This window comes from Candidatus Brevundimonas phytovorans, from assembly GCA_029203145.1.
GTDB lineage: Bacteria > Pseudomonadota > Alphaproteobacteria > Caulobacterales > Caulobacteraceae > Brevundimonas > Brevundimonas phytovorans.
The window spans coordinates 917,985-937,392 of sequence record CP119309.1; the positions used below are offsets into that span (position 1 = coordinate 917,985).

The 19,408-nt window shown below is 66.1% G+C and carries 22 protein-coding genes; 8 read left to right on the forward strand and 14 right to left on the reverse strand.

Translation table 11 applies throughout. The features are described from left to right. Positions 1–6: 6 nt before the first annotated feature. Positions 7–1,443, reverse strand: coding sequence for a D-alanyl-D-alanine carboxypeptidase (locus P0Y52_04440; GenBank protein WEK58785.1), 1,437 nt, complete (start codon positions 1,441–1,443; stop codon positions 7–9). 266 nt (positions 1,444–1,709) lie between these two features. Between P0Y52_04440 and phaP the strand changes: the two genes are divergently transcribed. Beyond that, positions 1,710–2,180 carry a TIGR01841 family phasin gene (gene phaP, locus P0Y52_04445; protein WEK58786.1) on the forward strand — a complete coding sequence of 157 codons (471 nt, stop codon included), beginning with the start codon at positions 1,710–1,712 and terminating at the stop codon, positions 2,178–2,180. A gap of 70 nt (positions 2,181–2,250) precedes the next feature. Here phaP and P0Y52_04450 read toward each other — a convergent pair whose 3' ends face one another. Beyond that, positions 2,251–2,754, reverse strand: a complete 504-nt coding sequence (locus tag P0Y52_04450; protein WEK58787.1) for a nuclear transport factor 2 family protein — start codon at positions 2,752–2,754, stop codon at positions 2,251–2,253. Between the two features lie 173 nt (positions 2,755–2,927). Between P0Y52_04450 and clpS the strand changes: the two genes are divergently transcribed. Then, positions 2,928–3,257: an ATP-dependent Clp protease adapter ClpS gene (clpS, locus tag P0Y52_04455; protein ID WEK58788.1), complete on the forward strand. Its 330-nt coding sequence runs from the start codon at positions 2,928–2,930 to the stop codon at positions 3,255–3,257. A 13-nt stretch (positions 3,258–3,270) separates the two neighbouring features. Then, positions 3,271–5,571, forward strand: coding sequence for an ATP-dependent Clp protease ATP-binding subunit ClpA (gene clpA, locus P0Y52_04460; GenBank protein WEK58789.1), 2,301 nt, complete (start codon positions 3,271–3,273; stop codon positions 5,569–5,571). Positions 5,572–5,643: 72 nt separating this feature from the next. Here clpA and P0Y52_04465 read toward each other — a convergent pair whose 3' ends face one another. From P0Y52_04465 to P0Y52_04480, 4 genes are all read right to left on the reverse strand, one after another. Beyond that, a complete protein-coding gene (locus tag P0Y52_04465; protein WEK58790.1) occupies positions 5,644–5,949 on the reverse strand; it encodes a CsbD family protein in 306 nt (101 codons plus the stop codon). 88 nt (positions 5,950–6,037) lie between these two features. Beyond that, positions 6,038–7,183: a GNAT family N-acetyltransferase gene (locus P0Y52_04470; GenBank protein WEK58791.1), complete on the reverse strand. Its 1,146-nt coding sequence runs from the start codon at positions 7,181–7,183 to the stop codon at positions 6,038–6,040. After that, complete coding sequence (locus P0Y52_04475; protein WEK58792.1) at positions 7,180–7,638, reverse strand: RidA family protein; 459 nt, start codon at positions 7,636–7,638, stop codon at positions 7,180–7,182. Before P0Y52_04475 ends, P0Y52_04470 begins: the two co-directional genes overlap by 4 nt. A 55-nt stretch (positions 7,639–7,693) precedes the next feature. Then, positions 7,694–8,956, reverse strand: a complete 1,263-nt coding sequence (locus tag P0Y52_04480; protein ID WEK58793.1) for a DNA polymerase IV — start codon at positions 8,954–8,956, stop codon at positions 7,694–7,696. 120 nt (positions 8,957–9,076) lie between these two features. Between P0Y52_04480 and P0Y52_04485 the strand changes: the two genes are divergently transcribed. Beyond that, complete coding sequence (locus tag P0Y52_04485) at positions 9,077–9,442, forward strand: response regulator (protein WEK58794.1); 366 nt, start codon at positions 9,077–9,079, stop codon at positions 9,440–9,442. Between the two features lie 6 nt (positions 9,443–9,448). Next, entirely contained in the window at positions 9,449–10,813 is a 1,365-nt protein-coding gene (locus tag P0Y52_04490) for a PleD family two-component system response regulator (protein ID WEK58795.1), read from the forward strand. A gap of 103 nt (positions 10,814–10,916) precedes the next feature. Here the strand turns inward: P0Y52_04490 and rpmG are convergent, their stop codons facing one another. After that, positions 10,917–11,084: a 50S ribosomal protein L33 gene (gene rpmG, locus P0Y52_04495; GenBank protein ID WEK58796.1), complete on the reverse strand. Its 168-nt coding sequence runs from the start codon at positions 11,082–11,084 to the stop codon at positions 10,917–10,919. A gap of 135 nt (positions 11,085–11,219) precedes the next feature. Between rpmG and P0Y52_04500 the strand changes: the two genes are divergently transcribed. Next, a complete protein-coding gene (locus tag P0Y52_04500; protein ID WEK58797.1) occupies positions 11,220–11,777 on the forward strand; it encodes a hypothetical protein in 558 nt (185 codons plus the stop codon). A 16-nt stretch (positions 11,778–11,793) separates the two neighbouring features. On the opposite strand, the gene P0Y52_04505 is transcribed toward P0Y52_04500, so the two are convergent. Both P0Y52_04505 and rnr read right to left on the reverse strand, forming a co-directional pair. Next, positions 11,794–12,501: an NUDIX domain-containing protein gene (locus tag P0Y52_04505; protein WEK58798.1), complete on the reverse strand. Its 708-nt coding sequence runs from the start codon at positions 12,499–12,501 to the stop codon at positions 11,794–11,796. A 181-nt stretch (positions 12,502–12,682) separates the two neighbouring features. Then, a complete protein-coding gene (gene rnr / locus P0Y52_04510) occupies positions 12,683–14,998 on the reverse strand; it encodes a ribonuclease R (GenBank protein ID WEK58799.1) in 2,316 nt (771 codons plus the stop codon). A 114-nt stretch (positions 14,999–15,112) separates the two neighbouring features. On the opposite strand from rnr, the gene P0Y52_04515 reads away from it, so the two are divergent. Both P0Y52_04515 and P0Y52_04520 read left to right on the forward strand, forming a co-directional pair. After that, positions 15,113–16,516 carry a pyridoxal-phosphate dependent enzyme gene (locus P0Y52_04515; protein ID WEK58800.1) on the forward strand — a complete coding sequence of 468 codons (1,404 nt, stop codon included), beginning with the start codon at positions 15,113–15,115 and terminating at the stop codon, positions 16,514–16,516. Between the two features lie 4 nt (positions 16,517–16,520). Beyond that, on the forward strand, positions 16,521–17,699 hold the full coding sequence (locus tag P0Y52_04520) for a PLP-dependent aspartate aminotransferase family protein (GenBank protein WEK58801.1): 1,179 nt from the start codon (positions 16,521–16,523) through the stop codon (positions 17,697–17,699). 22 nt (positions 17,700–17,721) lie between these two features. On the opposite strand, the gene P0Y52_04525 is transcribed toward P0Y52_04520, so the two are convergent. From P0Y52_04525 to P0Y52_04545, 5 genes are all read right to left on the reverse strand, one after another. Then, on the reverse strand, positions 17,722–17,985 hold the full coding sequence (locus P0Y52_04525) for a hypothetical protein (GenBank protein ID WEK58802.1): 264 nt from the start codon (positions 17,983–17,985) through the stop codon (positions 17,722–17,724). Positions 17,986–18,005: 20 nt separating this feature from the next. Continuing rightward, the gene (locus P0Y52_04530) at positions 18,006–18,239 is read right to left on the reverse strand and encodes a hypothetical protein (GenBank protein WEK58803.1); all 234 of its coding nucleotides are present in this window, start codon (positions 18,237–18,239) and stop codon (positions 18,006–18,008) included. Between the two features lie 27 nt (positions 18,240–18,266). Continuing rightward, a complete protein-coding gene (locus tag P0Y52_04535; GenBank protein WEK58804.1) occupies positions 18,267–18,479 on the reverse strand; it encodes a cold-shock protein in 213 nt (70 codons plus the stop codon). A gap of 269 nt (positions 18,480–18,748) precedes the next feature. Then, complete coding sequence (locus P0Y52_04540; GenBank protein WEK58805.1) at positions 18,749–18,961, reverse strand: cold-shock protein; 213 nt, start codon at positions 18,959–18,961, stop codon at positions 18,749–18,751. Positions 18,962–19,131: 170 nt separating this feature from the next. Continuing rightward, entirely contained in the window at positions 19,132–19,362 is a 231-nt protein-coding gene (locus P0Y52_04545; GenBank protein ID WEK58806.1) for a hypothetical protein, read from the reverse strand. Positions 19,363–19,408 lie beyond the last annotated feature (46 nt).

Below are 19,408 nucleotides of genomic sequence, written 5' to 3' on the forward strand. Positions count from 1 at the left end.
AAGCCCTTAGCTGGGGCGGATGACCATGCAGGTGACACGACGCTCGCCCAGGGCTTCGCAGGCGGCCTGAGCGGCGGCTTCAGTCATGCCGGTGAAGCGCGAACGATACCAGCCGTCGGCGTTCTGAACGTCGCGCTGGGCTGAGGTGAACTGGGTGCTGAAGCGGCGGCTGACATCGTTCAGCCAGTTGCGAGCGACGGCTTCATCGCGGAAGGCGCCGACCTGAACGGTCCAGCGGCCAGCGGGCGCGCGGGCGGCTTCGCGTGTCGGCGTGCGCGCGGGCGCGGCGGCGCGGCGGTTGCTCGATGCGGCGCCGCCGTTCAGCGAGGCGGTCAGGGTTTCCGGCGTGCGCGCGGCCTCGGCGCGCTGGACCGGCGCGGGGGTGCGGGGAGCCGCGGCGCGCGCCGAGGGCGGCGGCGTGACCTGGGTCGGCAGGGCGGCGGGCGGGGGACCGGCGACATAGGCCACGGCGGTCGCGCCGACGCCTTCGCCATCCTCGTCCGAGGCCGAGGCGTATTCGACCGGCGGATTGGGATCAGCGCTGATGCCGTATCCGCGCTGTTCGAAGAAGGTCTGGGCCACCTGGATGCGTTCGCCCTGGCTGCGGCGGCGCTGGACTTCGAAGCCGGTGTCCATCAGTTCGGCCACGTGGGCGTTGCGGCTGGCGGTCGAGCGCCCGCCCATGACGATGGTGATGATCCGCTTGCCGTCGCGCACCGAGGAGGCGGCGAGGTTGTAGCCCGAGGCGTTGGTGAAGCCGGTCTTGATGCCGTCATAGCCGCGTCCGGTGGCCAGCAGACCATTGGTGTTCCGGTAATCGCGACCGTTGAAATACCATTCGTGCAAGCCGAGGTAGCGATAATACTGCGGATAGTCGCGCATCACCGCGCGGCTCAGGATCGACAGGTCGCGGGCGGTGGTCGCCTGCCGCGTGTCGGGCAGGCCGTTGGCGGTGGTGAACCGGGTGTGGTCCATACCCAATTCCTTGGCCTTGGCGGTCATCCGGGCGGTGAATTGCGCTTCCGAGCCGCCGATGTGCTCGGCCAGAACCACGGCCATGTCGTTGGCGCTGCGGACGGCCGTGGCGCGCATGGCGTCGTCGAGGCTGATCGACTGACCGGCGGCCAGACCCAGTTTGGACGGCGGCTGCGAGGCGGCGCGCGGCGAGACGGTTAGGGTGTCGGTCAGCTTGACCTTGCCGGATTCCAGCGCCTCGAACGTCAGGTAGAGGGTCATCACCTTGGTGATCGAGGCGGGATAGCGCCGGGCGTCGGCGAAGCGCGAGAACAGCACCTCGCCCGAAGCAGCGTCGACCACAATGGAGGCGTAGCGCGAATTATCGGCAGACTGGGCCACGGGCGGCGGCGCGCCGAGCGCGGGCGTCAGGACAAGGCCCCCCAGAACCAGGGCGGCCAGGAAGCGACGGCGGAATGCAGCGTTCATGGTCAATCTACTAGCCTTGTCACTGTGGCGCGAAGACGACCCCGATCATCGCGCTTTACAAAAGCTAACATCGGCCGCGTGGGTTTCGAGAGGGTTAACAAGCCGTCAACGGAGTTGTGATCGGCGTGGCCATAGGGAGGTGGTCGACCTCTCTATGTTGCGTCGCACAATTTTCACTTGAAGTCTTTTCGCACTTGCACCATATGACCCCTGTCGCAATGAACGCCGTTCGTCGCGAGACCCTTTATCGCTTCAGGAGAGTCCCAATGGCCGACGCCGCCGAGACTGTTAAGAAGACCGTTGAACAGACGACCGCCAAGGCCAAGGCCCAGGCAGAGAATATTCAAGCTGCGGGCGCCAAGGCCTTCCGCGAAGGCGTGGACAAGTCCGTCGCCTCGCTGACCGAGCTGAACGCGCACGGCAAGAAGAACCTCGAAGCCGTCGTCGAGTCGGCCGCCGCCGCCCAGAAGGGCGCCGAGGCCCTGTCGCAAGAGACGCTCGCCTTCTCGAAGAAGAGCTGGGAAGACGGCGTCGCCGCCGCCCAGTCGCTGAGCCAGGCGCGTTCGGTGCAGGAACTGGTCGAACTGCAGACCTCGTGGGCCAAGTCGGCCGCCGAGGCCTATCTGGCCCAGTTCGGCAAGGCGACCGAGATCTTCACCGCCTCGGTGAAGGACAGCTTCAAGCCGATCAACGAGCGCGTCACCGCGACCGTCGAGAGCTTCCAGGCCGCCCGCTAAGCGATCTGAACCTTCAGTAGCGTACAATCAGGCCCTGGCGGAAACGCCGGGGTCTTTTTGCGTCCGGGGTTCAGTGCGCCTCATTCGATACGGCGGCGTGGTCGATGCTGAAGGCGCGAGCCAGACGCCAGCGGCCGTCCTCCAGTCGCCACAGCATGGAGAAGCGGGCGCGGCCGACCAGGGTTTCCGGCCCGTCGCCCTGACGCTCATAGAAGAGGTGGCTGGCCTCCTCGACGGCGCCGACGCCGGGGATGGCGTAAACCTTCATCGTGCCGGGCACGAGTTCGCGACGCGAGCGCCAGGCGTCGGGCGCCTTTCTTGCTTCGCAGCCCTTGGCGTAGTCCGCGACGAAGGCGGTCCGTGTCGCCGTCAGCCCGCCTCGGTCGTGGTAGAACTCGAGATCGTCCGTCACCAGATCGGCCAAGGCGTCTGGATCGCAACGGTCGAACATGGTGGTGAACAGGGCCGCGTCGCGCTCGGCGATGATGGGGGCCAGCCTCGCCTCATCCGGGATCACGACCGCAGGGGCGGTTGTCTGGATCAGTGCGGCGATAAGTCCGGCGATCAGGGTCATGGAGGCGTCCAGCAGCGGCGAAACCGAGGTGCATTGGTGCGGCGGCCCGCAGCCGATGTCCCGTGAATCTTTGTTTAGCTGGGCCGCTCACGAAGGCTGTGACTGGACGCCCCTACAAATCAGGCCATCATTGCCTATCTGAGCTATCGACTCCCCCCGAAGACGGACAACGAATGCCTACGAGACGGCCAGGTGAACAAGGCGGAGGCGGTGGCGCCGCCGTCGTCACCGAAACAAAGCCGAAGCTTCAGCGGCCCTCGCTCTATCGAGTGCTGATCCTGAATGACGACTACACGCCGATGGAGTTCGTCATCTATGTGCTGGAGCGGTTCTTCCAGAAGAGCCGCGAAGACGCGACCCGCATCATGCTGCATGTGCACCAGCATGGCGTCGGGGTGTGCGGCGTCTTCACCTACGAAGTGGCCGAGACCAAGGTCGCCCAGGTGGTCGAGACGGCGCGCCGTCACCAGCATCCTCTGCAATGCACGATGGAAAAAGACTGAGAGGATCCTTCCCATGCCCTCCTTTTCTCGTCCTCTCGAAGAGACCCTGCACCGCGCGGTCAGCTATGCGAACGAGCGTCGGCACGAGTACGCCACGCTTGAACACCTGCTGCTGGCCCTGATCGACGACACGGATGCGTCGGCGGTCATGACGGCCTGCAATGTGGATCTCGCTGCGCTGAAAACCGCGCTGACCCTCTATGTCGACAACGACCTGGCCGCCCTGGCCACGGCCGACGGCGACGACGCCAAGCCGACGGCGGGCTTCCAGCGCGTGATCCAGCGCGCGGTCATCCATGTCCAGTCGTCGGGCCGCGAAGAGGTGACGGGCGCCAATGTCCTGGTCGCCATCTTCTCGGAGCGCGAAAGCCACGCCGCCTACTTCCTGCAAGAGCAGGACATGACCCGCTATGACGCGGTCAACTTCATCGCCCACGGCATCGCCAAGAAGCCGGGCGCGACCGAGACCCGTCCCGCCAAGGGCTCGCCCGAAGAGGCGGAGGACGCCGCCGCCGTCAAATCCGGTGGAGAGGCGCTGGAAGCCTATTGCATCGACCTGAACGAGAAGGCCCGCAAGGGCAAGATCGACCCCCTGATCGGCCGTCATGCCGAGGTCGAACGCTCGATCCAGATCCTGTGCCGCCGGACCAAGAACAACCCTCTGCTGGTCGGCGACCCCGGCGTCGGCAAGACGGCCATCGCCGAGGGCCTGGCCCGCAAGATCGTCAACGGCGAGGTGCCCGACGTTCTGAAGGACGCCACCATCTACTCGCTCGACATGGGGGCGCTGCTGGCCGGCACCCGCTATCGCGGCGACTTCGAGGAGCGGCTGAAACAGGTCGTCAAGGAACTGGAGACGCACGAGAACGCGGTCCTGTTCATCGACGAAATCCACACGGTGATCGGCGCCGGGGCCACGTCGGGGGGAGCGATGGACGCCTCCAACCTGCTGAAGCCGGCCCTGGCCTCGGGCAGCCTGCGCTGCATGGGCTCGACCACCTACAAGGAGTATCGCCAGCACTTCGAGAAGGACCGCGCCCTGGTGCGTCGTTTCCAGAAGATCGACGTCAACGAGCCGACGATCGAGGATACGGTGAAGATCCTCAAGGGTCTGAAGACGACCTACGAGACCCACCACAAGCTGCGCTACACCGACGCCGCCATCCGCACGGCGGTCGACCTGTCGGCGCGCTACATCACCGACCGCAAGCTGCCGGACAAGGCCATCGACGTGATCGACGAGGCGGGGGCGTCGCAGATGCTGCTGTCAGAATCCAAGCGCAAGAAGGTCATCGGTCAGAAGGAGGTCGAAGCCGTTATCGCCAAGATGGCCCGCATCCCGCCGAAGTCGGTCTCGAAGTCGGACACGGAATCCCTGCGCGAGCTGGAATCCGATCTGAAGCGGACGGTCTATGGCCAGGAACAGGCCATCGATCAGGTCTCCTCGGCGATGAAGCTGGCGCGGGCGGGTTTGCGAGATCCGAACAAGCCCATCGGCGCCTTCCTGTTTAGCGGCCCGACGGGCGTCGGCAAGACCGAGGTGGCCAAGCAACTCGCCGCCACGCTCGGCATTGAGATGCAGCGCTTCGACATGTCGGAATACATGGAGCGTCACACGGTCAGCCGGCTGATCGGCGCCCCTCCGGGCTATGTCGGCCATGACCAGGGCGGGCTGCTGACTGACGCCGTTGATCAGCATCCGCACTCGGTGGTGCTGCTGGACGAGATCGAGAAGGCCCACCCCGACGTCTACAACATCCTGCTGCAGGTGATGGACAACGGCGTCCTGACCGACGCCATCGGCAAGAAGGTCGATTTCAGGAACGTCATCCTGATCATGACCACCAACGCCGGGGCCGCCGACAATGCCCGCGCCTCCATCGGCTTTGGCCGGGGCAAGGTCGAGGGCGAGGACGACAAGGCCATCCAGCGTCTGTTCGCGCCGGAGTTCCGCAATCGTCTGGACGCCATCGTGGCCTTCAAACCGCTGGGCGCCGAGACGATCCGCTCGGTGGTGACGAAGTTCGTGATGCAACTGGAGGCCCAGCTGGCGGATCGCAACATCACCATCGAACTGACGGACGAAGCCACCGACTGGCTGGCCAAGAACGGCTTCGACGAACTGTATGGCGCACGGCCTCTGGCCCGCGTCATTCAGGAACACATCAAGAAGCCGCTGGCCGACGACATCCTGTTCGGTCGCCTGACCCGCGGTGGACACGTCAAGGTCGAGCTGAAGGACGGCAAGATCGCCTTCGACATCACCCCCGCCAAGGGCGCGGCGGTGAAGGAGGAGGAAGAGGAAACGGCCTGATTTTGATCAGGCCCAATGAGAAAGGCCCGGGCATAGCGCCCGGGCCTTTTTTGTTCGCCTTGGGTACGGCTTTTAGCGGCGACGACCCAGAGCGCCCAACAGCATGGCCGCGCCGGCGATGATGCCGGTGGTCAGCAGAGGTTTGCGGCGGGCGAAGTCTAGACCCTTGCGGGCCGGGTCGCGCAGGTCTGCGGGGGCCTTGTCGACCATGCCGTCCAGGCCGTCGATGACACGGCCGTAGGCGTCGAGCGCCTTGCCCTTGACCTCGTTCAGCTTGCCTTCGACTTGCAGCTTGCTGTCGCCGGTCAGGCGGCCGAGGCCATTCTGGGCCTTACCCTGCAGTTCCGTCGCGACGCCTTCGATACGTTGATCGGTCATGGTGATCCCTGGATGTGAGGAGGAGACTCACAAAGGAAGCGTATTGCGACGCAGCAAGTTCCGTTGAACTTGGCGATGCGACGACCTGTCAGCGAGCGCGATAGGGCGAGAGGTCCGCCGTCATCGCCGCCATCTCGGCCTCGACCGCCGGGCGTTCGTTGTCGAGGTAGCGGGCGACGGGGTCACGCAGCGCTGGGTCGGCGATCCAGTGGGCGGAATAGACCGGGGAGGGCAGGTAGCCGCGCGCGATCTTGTGCTCGCCCTGGGCGCCCGCCTCGACGCGGGACAGGCCGCGTGCAATGGCGAAGTCGATGGCCTGATAATAGCAGAGCTCGAAATGGAGGAACGGGACCTCCTCCAGCGCGCCCCACTGACGGCCATAGAGGGCATCGCGGCCAATGAAGTTCAGGGCGCCGGCGATGGGCGTGCCGTCCCTGAATGCCATGACCAGGGCGATCCGGTCGGCCATGGTCGCGCCGACGCGGGCGAAGAAGTCGCGCGTCAGGTAGGGGCGGCCCCATTTGCGGTCGCCGGTGTCCATATAGAAGGCGAAGAAGGCGTCCCAGTGGGCCTCGGTGATGTCGGCGCCGGTCAGGACGCGAATGTCGAGCCCGGCCTGGGCGTCGCGCCGTTCGCGCCGGATGGTCTTCCTCCGATTGGACGACAGGGCGGCCAGGAAGTCGTCGAAGCTCTGATAGCCGTCGTTGCGCCAGATGAACTGGATGTCGCGGCGGGGCAGCAGGCCCGCCTCGCTCATGGCGCGCCATTCCGGCTCGTTCGGGAAGTTGACGTGCAGGGACGAGACGCCGAGGCGCTCGACCAGGGTCAGCGCGCCTTGCAGCAGGGCCTCGCGCACGGTCGCGGCGTCGGTGTCAGGCGCGTTCAGAAAGCGCGGTCCGGTCGCAGGCGTAAAGGGCACGGCGCCCAGAAGCTTGGGGTAGTAGCGCCCGCCGGCGCGCTGCCAGGCGTCAGCCCAGCTGTGGTCAAAGACGTATTCGCCCTGACTGTGCCCCTTTAGATAGAGGGGCATGACGCCGATCACGGCCCCGTCTTCGTCGTGCAGGGACAGGTGGCGCGCCGCCCAGCCCTGGGACGGGACGGCGCTGCCGGACGCCTCGCAGGCGTGCAGGAAGTCGTAGGAGACGAAGGGATCGCCGGTCGGGGCCGCGCAGGCGTCCCACGCCTCCCGACCTATCGAGGCGATCCCGTCGTTGACCTGAAGCGTGAAGCTCACTTCACCTCGATGATGGCGTCGATTTCCACGGCGAAGCCGAGCGGCAGCTTGTAGACGCCGACGGCCGAACGGGCGTGCTTGCCCGCGTCGCCGAAGACCTGGACCATCAGGTCCGAGCAGCCGTTGATGACGGCCGGGATGGCGATGAAGTCCGGGCCGGCCTGGACGAAGCCGCCCAGCTTGACGATGCGGACGACGCGGTCCAGGTCGCCGTCGACGGCGGCGTTGATCTGGGCCAGCAGGTTGATGCCGCACAGGCGGGCGGCCTCGGCGGCCTGTTCCGGGGTCACGTCGACGCCGACGGTGCCCTTGATGCCGCCGTTGGCGTCGTTCGACAGCTGGCCCGAGATCAGGACCTGGTTGCCCGACTGGACATAGGAGACGTAGCTGGCGACCGGCTTGGCGGGCTCAGGCAGGGTGATGCCGAGTTCGGCGATGCGGGCGTGGATGCTCATGTCGGAGACTCCGTTGAGGGGTTCGGGCGGGGTGTAGCGCGCCGGGCGGTCCGCGTCATCCGGGCTTCTTCAGCGCCCGGCCCGCGACCACGGCGGCGGCCCCGAATTTGGCGCGCAGGGCGTCGATGGCGGTTTCGGTCTTCAGGGCGCGGGTCTCAGGCGTCGCGAACAGGCCGGCGGGGGCGGCGCCCGCCTCGGCGATTTCGGCCAGGCCGATGCCGATCAGGCGATAGGCCTCGCCTAGTTCGGGCTTCAGCAGGTCGCGCCCCGCCGAGAACAGCACCCGCGCCGTCTGCACCGGCTCGGCCAGGGTGATGCGGCGGGTGACGATTTTGAAGTCGGCCTTGCGCAGCTTCAGCACCACCACCCGGCTGGCCACGCCGTCGCGACGGGCTTTTGAGGCCAGCTTCTCACACAGGGACCACAACTCGGCCTCCAGATCCTCGGCCTTGGTCAGGTCGTCGTTGAAGGTGGTCTCGGCGCTCATGCCGCGCCGGTCGTGGTCAGGCCGCACAGGGCGGGCGTCGCGGGCGTGACTGAGGTCGTAAAGGCGCAGGCCCGTCTCGCCGTAGCGGCGGATCAGGTCCTTGACGTCGGCGGCGGCCAGATCGCCGACCGTGGCGAAGCCGTCCGAGCGCAGGGTGCGCCCGAACACCGGCCCGACGCCGGGCAGGATGTTGACCGAGCGCGCGGCCAGCAGGCCCTTGGCCTCGGCCGCGCCGATGACCGAGAAGCCGCGCGGTTTGTCCAACTCCGACGCGATCTTGGCCAGGAAGCGGTTGGGGGCCAGGCCGATGGAGACGCTCAGGCCGATCTCGTCCTCGATCCATTTTTGCAGGCGGATCAGTTGGAAGGCGGGCGGCCCGCCGTTGAGGCGTTCGGTGCCCGACAGGTCGATCCAGGCTTCGTCCAGCGACAGGGTCTGGACCAGGGGCGTCAGCCGCGCCACGGCGCCGAAGATGCGCTCGCTCTCGGTCACGTATTTCTTGAAGTCAGGCTTGATGACGACCGCGTCGGGACAGGCCTTCAGCGCCTTGTACATGGGCATGGCCGAGCCGACGCCGTGGAGGCGGGCGACGTAGCAGGCGGTCGAGACGACGCCACGCTTGCCGCCGCCGATGATGACCGGCTTGTCGCGCAGTTCAGGCCGGTCGCGCTTCTCGACCGAGGCGTAGAAGGCGTCGCAGTCCAGATGGGCGATGGTCAGCTCACCCAGTTCGTCGTGGCTGATGACCCGGCGCGAGGCGCACGAAGGACACCGGTCGACCTTGCGGTCGCCGGTCCACAGGCAGTCGCGGCAGACGGCCTTCAGGCTCAAAATGAACTCCGGTTCTTCAGCTTCATCTCAACTTAAGACTGCGCGCTTCACAGTGCATCCGAAGAAGGCGAAAAGCCCTGCGCAACCGCGCGAATTGTTGGCGAAACAGCCGGGTGGCGGATGTCCAAGAAAGTCCTCATCGTCGAGGATAACGAGCTGAACATGAAGCTTTTTCATGATTTGCTCGATTCCCAGGGTTACGAGACCCTGCAGACCCGCGAAGGGCTGCAGGCGCTGGCCATTGCGCGTCAGCATCGCCCTGACCTGATCCTGATGGACATCCAGTTGCCGGAGATTTCCGGGCTGGAAGTGACCAAATGGCTCAAGGACGATGAAGAGCTGAGCCATATCCCCGTCATCGCCGTCACCGCCTTCGCCATGAAGGGCGATGAAGAACGGATACGGCAGGGGGGCTGCGAGGCCTATATCTCCAAACCGATCTCGGTGGTGTCCTTCCTCGAGACGATCCGCAAGCATCTGGGGTAGGGCGGCATGAGCGCGCGCATCCTGGTGGTGGACGATGTCGAGACCAACGTCCGACTGCTCGAAGCCAAGCTGACCATCGAGTATTATGACCCGCTGACCTGCGGCGATGGGCTGACGGCGATCAGCCTGGCCATCTCTGAACAGCCTGACCTGATCCTGCTGGACGTCATGATGCCCGGCATGGACGGGTTCGAGACCTGTCGCCGCCTGAAGGACGAGCCCCGAACGCGGCATATTCCTGTGGTGCTGGTGACGGCTCTGGACGGGCGGCATGACCGTATTCGCGGGCTAGAGGCCGGCGCTGACGACTTTCTGACCAAGCCCCTGGACGACGTCATCCTGATGGCGCGGGTCAAGAGCCTGACCCGACTGAAGATGGTCATGGACGAACTGCGCGAGCGCGAGGAAAGCGGGCGACGCGTCGGCGTCGACACCGCCGGCGTGGCGCGGCTGAAGGGCTCTGGCGGGCGCGTTCTGGTGGTGGACGACAACGCCCTGCAAGCCGCCAAGGTGGCGCAGGAGCTGGCGGTGGAGCATCGGCCCCTGATCGAGGCCGATCCGGCGGCGGCGCTGGAGGCGGCGCGCGGGCCGGTCGATCTGATGATCGTCAACGTGACCTCAGAGGGTTTTGACGGGCTGAGGCTGATCGCCCAGGCGCGGTCCAAGGAGCCAACACGGCGGCTGCCGATTCTGGCCCTGGTCGATTCGCAGGACCGGCCCCGGTTGCTGAAGGCGCTGGATCTGGGCGCCAACGACATCCTGACCCGCCCGGTCGATCCTGAAGAGCTGTCGGCGCGGGTGCGGACCCAGGTACGGCGCAAGCGCTATGGCGACTTTCTGCGGGAAAAGCTGGATCATAGCTTGGAGATGGCTGTCACCGACGCCCTGACCGGGCTGCATAACCGTCGCTACATGACCAATCAGCTTCAGGCCCTGGTGGCGCGCACCAATCGCGGTGGCGAGCCGGTGGCGGTGCTGGTGCTGGACATCGATCACTTCAAGGCCGTCAACGACGGCTTCGGTCACGACGCCGGGGACGAGGTGCTGCGCGAATTTTCGGTACGGCTGGCCACCAATGTGCGCGCCGTGGACCTGCCCTGCCGATTCGGCGGGGAGGAATTCGTGGTCGTCATGCCCGGCACGACCCTGGAAGACGCCCAGCGCATCGCCGAACGGATCAGGCGCGACGTTGGCGCGGCGCCCTTCCGCGTGATGGAGGGCAAGGCGCATCTGAACATCACCGTCTCGGTCGGCGTGGCGGCGACCACGGGCGTCGATGATACGCCTGAGGCCCTGCTGAAGCGGGCGGACGAGGGCGTCTATGAGGCCAAGGCTTCGGGGCGGAACAAGGTCGTCGCCCGCGCGGCCTAGGCGGTTTTAGCTATTGATCGAACAACGAAAAACGCCCGGCCGAAAAGCCGGGCGTTTTGAATTCTGCAGTCAAGCGAGCCGTAAGGCTCGGGCGGTTAGGCCCTTACTTGATCTTGCCTTCCTTGAACTCGACGTGCTTGCGGACGACGGGGTCGTACTTCTTGACGACCATCTTTTCGGTCATCGTACGGGCGTTCTTCTTGGTGACGTAGAAGAATCCGGTGTCAGCGGTGGAGTTCAGGCGGATCTTGATGGAAGCCGGTTTGGCCATCGGAATTACCTTTGCGACGGCGAAAGCCGCATGAAACGAGAGGCGCGGAACATACTCAGGCGGAGACTAAAGTCAACGCCCGCGATGTCGCGTTGAGGATTGGCTTCTAGCGGCTAGGCTGGCGGAATGAAAGCCATGACCTCGATCGCCCTCGCGGCCGCCGCCCTGACCCTGTCTTCTCTGCCCGCCGCCGCGCGGGCCGAGACGCCGCAGGACGCCTTCTTCAAGAACCTGAGCGCTCTGTGCGGCCAGAGATTCGAGGGCAAGGTGGTCACGACTGACGCCGCCGATTCGGATTTCGCCAGCCAGCGTCTGCTGATGCATGTGCGGGATTGCTCAGCCGAAGAGATTCGCATTCCCTTCTGGGTCGGCGCAGACCGCTCGCGCACCTGGGTGGTGACGCGCACCGCCACCGGGCTGCGGCTGAAGCACGATCACCGCCACGACGACGGCACGACCGACGTCCTGCACTGGTACGGCGGCGACACGGCGGGGACGGGTACGGCCGAGCGCCAGGAATTCCCGGTCGATCAGGAATCCATCGACCTGTTCAACGCTAACAACGCCTCGGTCTCGACCACCAACACCTGGGCGATGGAGGTCCATCCGGCGCAGATGTTCGCCTATGAGCTGCGTCGCCCCAACCGCCACTTCCGCGTCGAGTTCGACTTGACCAAGCCCGTCGCCCAATAGGGGCTGCTGCGGGGCGTCAGTCCTGGTGTTCGACCACATGACGGCCCCGCACCATGCGGACGAAGGGCAAGGGGCGGTCGGGGTGCGTCAGGCGCTCGGCCATCTCGCCCAGGACGAAACGGGTGATGGCGGGCAGGTCCAGCGCGCGGGCCTCGTCCAGCGGCAGCCAGGCGATCTCGTCCAGTTCGCCTGAGCCTTCGATGCGGTCGGGATCACGCAGGGCCTCGACCGGGGCCATGAAGAAGCGGGCGTCGAAGCGGCGCGTGCGGCCCGGCGGGGTGATGGCGCGGGCGATGTAGGACAGGACCGATAGGTCGGGCACGGCGCCTGCCTGACGATACTCGCGCCACGGCCCGGCGACCGAGGCGGGCGGCGCGGGCCGACCCAGGATCAGGCCGGTTTCCTCAAACGTCTCGCGCACGGCGGTCAGGGCCATGGCGCGGGCGCGGCGGGCGGGCATTTCGGCCTCCAGCCGACGGGCGACGTCGGACGACAGCTCGCCTGTCGCGGCGGCGGTGAAGTCGGAACGGTCGAGGCGGCCGCCGGGGAAGACCCATTTCGAGGCCATGAAGACGTGGCCGGGCGCGCGCCGACCCATCAGCACCTCAGGGCGGTCGCCGCCGCGCGTCAGGATCAGGGTGGCGGCGTCCTTGGGCTTCTGACCGCCGCCCGTGCGCGGGGCGTCGGCCAGGTCCTGAGCCGCGTCGAAGGGTTGGGGTTTCATGCGTGAAGTCCCTTCCTTCTCCCCTCTGGGGGAGAAGGTGTCGTGCGGAGCATGACGGATGAGGAGGAGAGCGGCTGCGCGCGTGACCTCAACTGTTCAGCAGGCCGAAACGGCCCCCTCATCCGAGCGCCTGCGGCGCCCACCTTCTCCCCCGAGGGGAGAAGGGCGCAGGATTGTCTGGTCACTTCCGCTTGCCCTTGCGAACCCCCTTTAGGCCGCCGGAGGGCTTGGCGCCGTTGCGGGGCTTGGGACCGCCGGGGCGGCCTTTCCCACGCTTGGGCGGGCCATCGCCGCCGCGTCCACGGATGCCATAGCGCGGGGCCGGGGCGTTGGGATCGCGGGGGTCCGGCTCGGACACCATTTCCAGCACCAGACCGCCGGTGACCGGCGTGGCCTCCATCAGCTTGACCTCGACGCGACGGCCCAGGGTGAAGCGCTTGCCGGTGCGCTCGCCGACCAGGGCGTGGGCGCGGTCGTCGTGGGTGAAGTACTCGCTGCCGAGCGTCGAGACCGGCACCAGACCGTCGGCGCCCGTCTCGTCCAGACGCACGAACAGGCCGAAGCGGGTGACGCCGGTAATGCGCCCGCTGAAGGTCGCGCCGACGTGGTCTTCCAGGAAGGCGGCGATGTAGCGGTCCATCGCGTCGCGTTCGGCGGCCATCGAGCGGCGCTCGGTCGACGTCACCTGTTCGGCGATGGCGGTCAGCTCGGCGATCTCGCGGTCCGTCAGGCCGTCCGAGCCCAGGTTCAGGCCGCGGATCAGCCCTCGGTGGACGATCAGGTCGGAATAGCGCCGGATCGGCGAGGTGAAGTGGGCGTAGCGGTCCAGGTGCAGACCGAAGTGGCCGACGTTGTCCGGGCTATAGACCGCCTGCATCTGGGTGCGCAGGACCACCTCGTTGACCACCTCGGCGTGGGGCGTATCGCGCATCTCGTCCAGCAGCTTGTTGAACCGCTTGGTGGTCGGCGCCTCGCCCTTGTTCCACGGCTTGGCGATGGTGTGCAGGAAGTCGGCCAGGTTGAAGATCTTCTCCTGGCTGGGCGCTTCGTGGACGCGATAGATCAGCGGCGTGCGCGTCTTCTCCAGCGTCTCGGCGGCGCAGACGTTGGCCTGGATCATCATCTCTTCGATCAGGCGGTGGGCCTCCAGCGACTTGCGCGGTTCGATGGCCGCGATGCCGCCGTCGGGGGCCATGATGATGCGGCGCTCGGGGCTTTCGATAGCCAGGGGGCTGCGGCGTTCGCGGCCCTTCAGCATGGTCGAATAGGCGTTCCACAACGGATAGAGGATGGCGTCCATGATCGGACCCGTCGTGTCGTCCCGCTGGCCGTCGATGGCGGCCTGCGCCTGTTCGTAGCTGAGCTTGGCCTGCGACCGCATCAGGCCGCGCATGAACTTGTGCCCGGTCTTCTTGCCGTCCCTGTCGAAGATCATGCGCACGGCCATGCAGGCGCGGTTCTCGCCCTGTTTCAGGCTGCACAGGCCGTTGGACAGGACCTCCGGCAGCATGGGTTCGACGCGGTCGGGGAAGTAGGTCGAGTTGCCCTTGTCGCGCGCCTCGCGGTCCAGCGCCGAGTTGGGGCGGACATAGGCGGCCACGTCGGCGATGGCGACCCAGACGATCCAGCCGTCGGGGTTTTTCGGGTCCGTGTCGCGCTCGGCATAGACGGCGTCGTCGTGGTCGCGCGCGTCAGCCGGGTCGATGGTGATGAAGGGAACCTCGCGCAGGTCCTCGCGCCCTTTGAGCGTCGGCAGGGCCTGATCCTCGGCCTCACGCTCCACCTGTTCCGAGAAGCCGGTGGGCAGGCCGTGGGCGTGGATGGCGATGATGGAGGCGGCGCGGGGATCATCCTCGCGGCCGATGGTCTCAAGGACCTTGCCGCGCCTGGGCCCGTGGCGATGATCGCTCTTTTCGATCGAGGCCAGGACCAGGTCGCCGTCGCGCAGGTCGCCCGCCAGGGCGCTGGGGATCAGCAGCACGTCCTTGGAGCGCTTGTCGACCGGCTCGACACGGGTCTCGCGCGCCGATTTGCGGATCACGCCCAGGACGCGGTTGGTCCCGGCGTCCAGCCGCTTGACCAATCGGGCCTCCCAGCCCTCGGCGCCTTGGGTGAACTTGACCAGCAGGCGATCGCCCATGCCGGGCGCGGGCGTCTTGCCCTCGCGGTCCGGCAGCAGCAGGGCGCGCGGCGCGTCCTCGCCGCCCTTGACCAGTTCGACGTAGAGCTCGCCGTCCGCGTCGCGATCCACGACATCGGCCACGCCCACGGCGGGCAGGGCGCCGGCCTCGGCAAAGCCTTTGCGGCCGCGCTTGCCCAGGACGCCCTCGGCCTCCAGCGTCTTCAGCATTTCGCGCAGTTGGCGGCGTTCGATGCCCTTCAATCCGAAGACGCGGGCGATGTCGGCCTTTTCGGCCTCGCCGGCTTCGCGCAGGAAGGCGATCAGGGTGTCTCGGTCGGGCAGACCCGCGGCGGGGCGTTTGGGCGTCTTGGTCATTGCGTCCTATGTAATGCGCTTCGAGCCAAATAGGTGAAAACTTGCGTGAGTTGACCGCGAGGGCCTCGACGCCCAGCTTCCGCCGCTAAACACGCCTTTTCCGGAGCCTTCCGTATGTCGATGTCCGACGCCCCCGTCCTGTCCCGTCCCGTGGGCTCGCTGCTGGACCTGATCGGCAAGACGCCGATGGTCGAGGTGACGCGGATCGACACCGGCCCCTGTCGCCTGTTCCTGAAGCTGGAGAGCCAGAACCCCGGCGGCTCGATCAAGGACCGCATCGCCCTGTCGATGATCGAGGCGGCTGAAAACGCCGGCTGGCTGAAGCCGGGCGGCACCATCGTGGAAGCCACGGCGGGCAATACGGGCCTGGCCCTGACCCTGGTCGGCAAGCAGAAGGGCTACAAGGTCCTGCTGGTCATCCCCGACAAGATGTCCAAGGAGAAGATCCAGCACCTGCGCGCCATGGGCGCCGACGTGCGCCTGACCCGTTCGGACGTGCCGCACGGCCACCCGGAATACTACACCGACATGGCCGAGCGCCTGGCCCAGCAGATCCCCGGCGGCTACTTCGTCAACCAGTTCGCCAACGACGCCAACTCCGAGGCCCACTTCAAGACGACCGGCCCTGAAATCTACGAGCAGATGGAGAGCCAGATCGACGCCTTCGTCGCCGGCATCGGCTCGGGCGGGACGATCACGGGCAACGCGCAATACTTCAAGTCGCAGGGCTCGAACGCCAAGATCATCCTGGCCGACCCGGTCGGTTCGGCGCTGGCCGGCCTGATCAACGAGGGCGTGGCTGGACCGGACGGCAGCTATTCGGTCGAGGGTATCGGTCAGAACTTCATGCCGGACACAGCTGATCCCGACCTGATCGACATGGCCTATTCCATCCCTGACTCCGAGGCGATCGCCACGGTGCGCGAACTGCTGCTGAAGGAAGGCATTCTGGCCGGGTCGTCGTCGGGCACCCTGATCGCCACGGCCCTGCGCTGGTGCCGCGAGCAGACGGAACCGAAGCGGGTCGTGACCTTCGTCTGCGACACCGGCGCCAAGTATCTGTCCAAGGTCTATAACGACGCCTGGCTGGCCGAGCAGGGTCTGACCCAGCGCGAGATGCACGGCGACCTGTCGGACCTGATCACCCGCAAATACGCCAATGGCGACGTGGTGGTGATCGGCCCCGACGACACCCTGGACACCGCCTTCAAGCGGATGAAGGGCGACGGCGTGTCGCAACTGCCGGTCATTCAGGATGGTCGTCTGGTCGGCATTCTGGACGAGAGCGACATCGTCCACATCATGAACACCGACGAGATCACCCGTAAGGAACGCTTCGCCAAGCCGGTCTCCTCGGCCATGACGCGCGATCTGGACACGCTTCAGGTCAAGGAAGGCCTGGACGCCCTGATCCCGATCTTCGACCGCGACCGCGTGGCCATCGTTCTGGACGGCGAGACCTTCGTCGGCCTGATCGCGCGCACCGACCTGATCAACCACCTCAGCCTGAACCGGTAAGACCATGGCAGACCTGAAGAACAGCCAGGGTTTCTCGACCCGCGCCATCCATGCCGGCCAGAAGCCCGACCCGACCACGGGCGCGGTGATGACGCCGATCTACGCCACCTCGACCTACGCCCAGGAAAGCCCGGGCGTGAACAAGGGGTATGAGTATGCGCGCGGCAAGAACCCGACGCGCGAGGCCTTTGAGGCCTGCATCGCCGATCTGGAGGGCGGGGTTCAGGCCTTCGGCTTCGGTTCGGGCATGGCGGCGACCTCGACGGCGCTGGAGCTGCTGGACGCCGGTTCGCACATCGTCACCGGCGACGACCTCTATGGCGGCTCGTGGCGGCTGTTCGAGCGGGTGCGGCGCCGGTCCATGGGGCTGGACTTCAGCTACATCGACCTGACCGATCTGGCGGCGGTCGAGGCGTCCATCACTGACAAGACGCGGATGCTGTGGGTCGAGACCCCCACCAATCCGCTGATGAAGCTGGCCGATATCGAGGCCCTGTCGAAGATCGCCAAGGCCCACAAGCTGATCCTGGTGGTCGACAACACCTTCGCCACGCCGTGGAGCCAGCAGCCGCTGGCCCTGGGCGCGGATGTGGTCATGCACTCGGCGACCAAATATCTGAACGGTCACTCCGACATCGTCGCGGGCGTTCTGGTGGCCAAGGACGCCGAGATGGCGGCCCAGCTGAAGTTCCTGCAGAACTCCATCGGCGGCGTCATGGGGCCGTTCGACGCCTTCCTGGCCAACCGGGGTCTTAAGACCCTGGGTCTGCGCATGAAGGCGCACAACGAGAACGCCATGGCCGTGGCGCGCTGGCTGGAAGACCGGGCCGATCAAAAGAATGGCGGCGTGGCCAAGGTCATCTATCCGGGCCTGATCAGCCACCCGCAGCACGAGCTGGCGGCGCGCCAGATGAACGGCCGCTTCGGGGGCATGGTCACGGTGCTGATCGACGGCGATCTGGAGCGGACCAAGCGGGTGCTGGAGCGGGTGCGCGTCTTCACCCTAGCGGAGTCATTGGGCGGGGTCGAAAGCCTGGTGAACCACCCGGCGATCATGACCCACGCCAGCGTGCCCAAGGATGTGCGCGAGGCCGGCGGCGTCACCGACAACCTGATCCGGCTGTCGGTCGGTGTCGAAGATGTCGAAGACCTGATCGCTGATCTGGATCAGGCCCTGAGCTGAAACCCTTCGTGTTGACCTGAAATCAGACCGTCTTGTCGGGCAGGGCGGTCTGATGGCCCGTGACGGGCGCCAGTTTCTTCTTGGGCGCGGCGCGTTTCCGGGGCGGTGCGGCGGGCTTGGGCGCCGCCGCGATTTCGGCCAGACGGGCGTCGATCATCGGCAGGATGTCCGCCGCCGTCGTCACCTGAACGCCCGACCCGTGCTCGACCAGACGCGCCGCGTTGGCGCGCAGAGCCTTCAGGTCGACTTCGCTCAGGGTGGGGATTTTTTCAGCAAGCGTGGTCATCGGCGTCTCCTGAGAGCGCATCAGGGCTGGCGCACGAGGCGCCAGCCCTTCAACTGATTGAAGGCGATCTCGACGACCACGCGGTCGCCGATCAGGCTGACGTCGTTCGGTCGCCCGAAAGACGCCAGCACCGTCACCATATGCCCGTTGTTCAAACGCACCCGACGGCGACCCAAGGGGAGCAGCTTCACCACTTCGCCTTCGAAGGCGATGGCGTGCTGGTCGCGCTGGGCGGCCGTGGTTCGGGGCGTCAACGCCGGAGCGACATGCGTGGCGTCGGCCTAGTCAGCCGCCTGAAGACGGCCAGCGGATTCTTTGCCGCTGCGGCTGTCGCGTTCGATTTCGTAGGAGACTTTCTGGTTTTCGTTCAGCGAACCGAGCGAAGAGGCCTCGACGGCCGTGGCGTGGACGAAGACGTCCTTGCCGCCATCATCGGGCTGGATGAAACCATAGCCCTTGGTGGAGTTGTACCATTTGACAGTGCCGGTAGCCATTTTCAGGACTCCCCGTTTGAGTGGCCGCAGGAAGGATATCCTGGTGGCCTGTCGGGTCTGAATGGGATCGGCTTTGGACCTCGGTGCGCGATGCAAAGGGCAGCAGCGTTTCGCAGAGAGATCGACACAGGGAAGGTGGGCGCTTTGGCCCCCATTAGCAAGGGCAGGGCCTCATTTGGTTGAAATCGGACGCCGCAAACGAAAACGGCGGCGATAGCCGAAGCCATCGCCGCCGTTCGAAATCCGCACCGAATGAACGGTGCGAGAAATCAGCCTTCGGTCTTCAGTTGACCAGCCGATTCCTTGCCCGAGCGACGGTCGCGCTCGATTTCGTACGAGACCTTTTGGTTCTCGTCGAGGCCACGCAGGCCGGCAGCTTCGACAGCCGAGATGTGCACGAACACGTCTTTGCCGCCGTCATCGGGTTGGATGAAGCCGTAGCCCTTGGTGGAGTTAAACCATTTAACAGTGCCGGTAGCCATTTTCAGGACCTCCGCTAGTCGTTGGCCAAAAGGAACATCCCTTCGGCCTGTCGGGTCTGAATGGATCGGCTTAGTCCTCGGTGCGCAGAGCAAAGGGCAGCAGCGTTACGCAGAGAGATCGACAGACAGAATATGGACGGCCTTGGCGTCCAAGGCAAGACCCCTTCGACCTAGGCGTCTTCTTCTTCCTCGACGGCGGCCGTCGCTTCGCTGGAACCGCCGACATAGTGCTCCTGGCAACGCTTGCGCAGGGCGGCGGTGATGGTGCCGCCGTACAGGCTGTCCTGAATACGGTCGTAGCCCTCGCTCTGCAGGGCCTGTTTGACATCGCTGACGGTGCGGCAGGCGCCGCTCTCAGCCAGTTGATAAGCGCGTTCTAAGGTCGTCGGACGGAAAGTCATGCCTATAACCTAGGGACTTTCCGCCGATTAGCCACCGATGATCGCC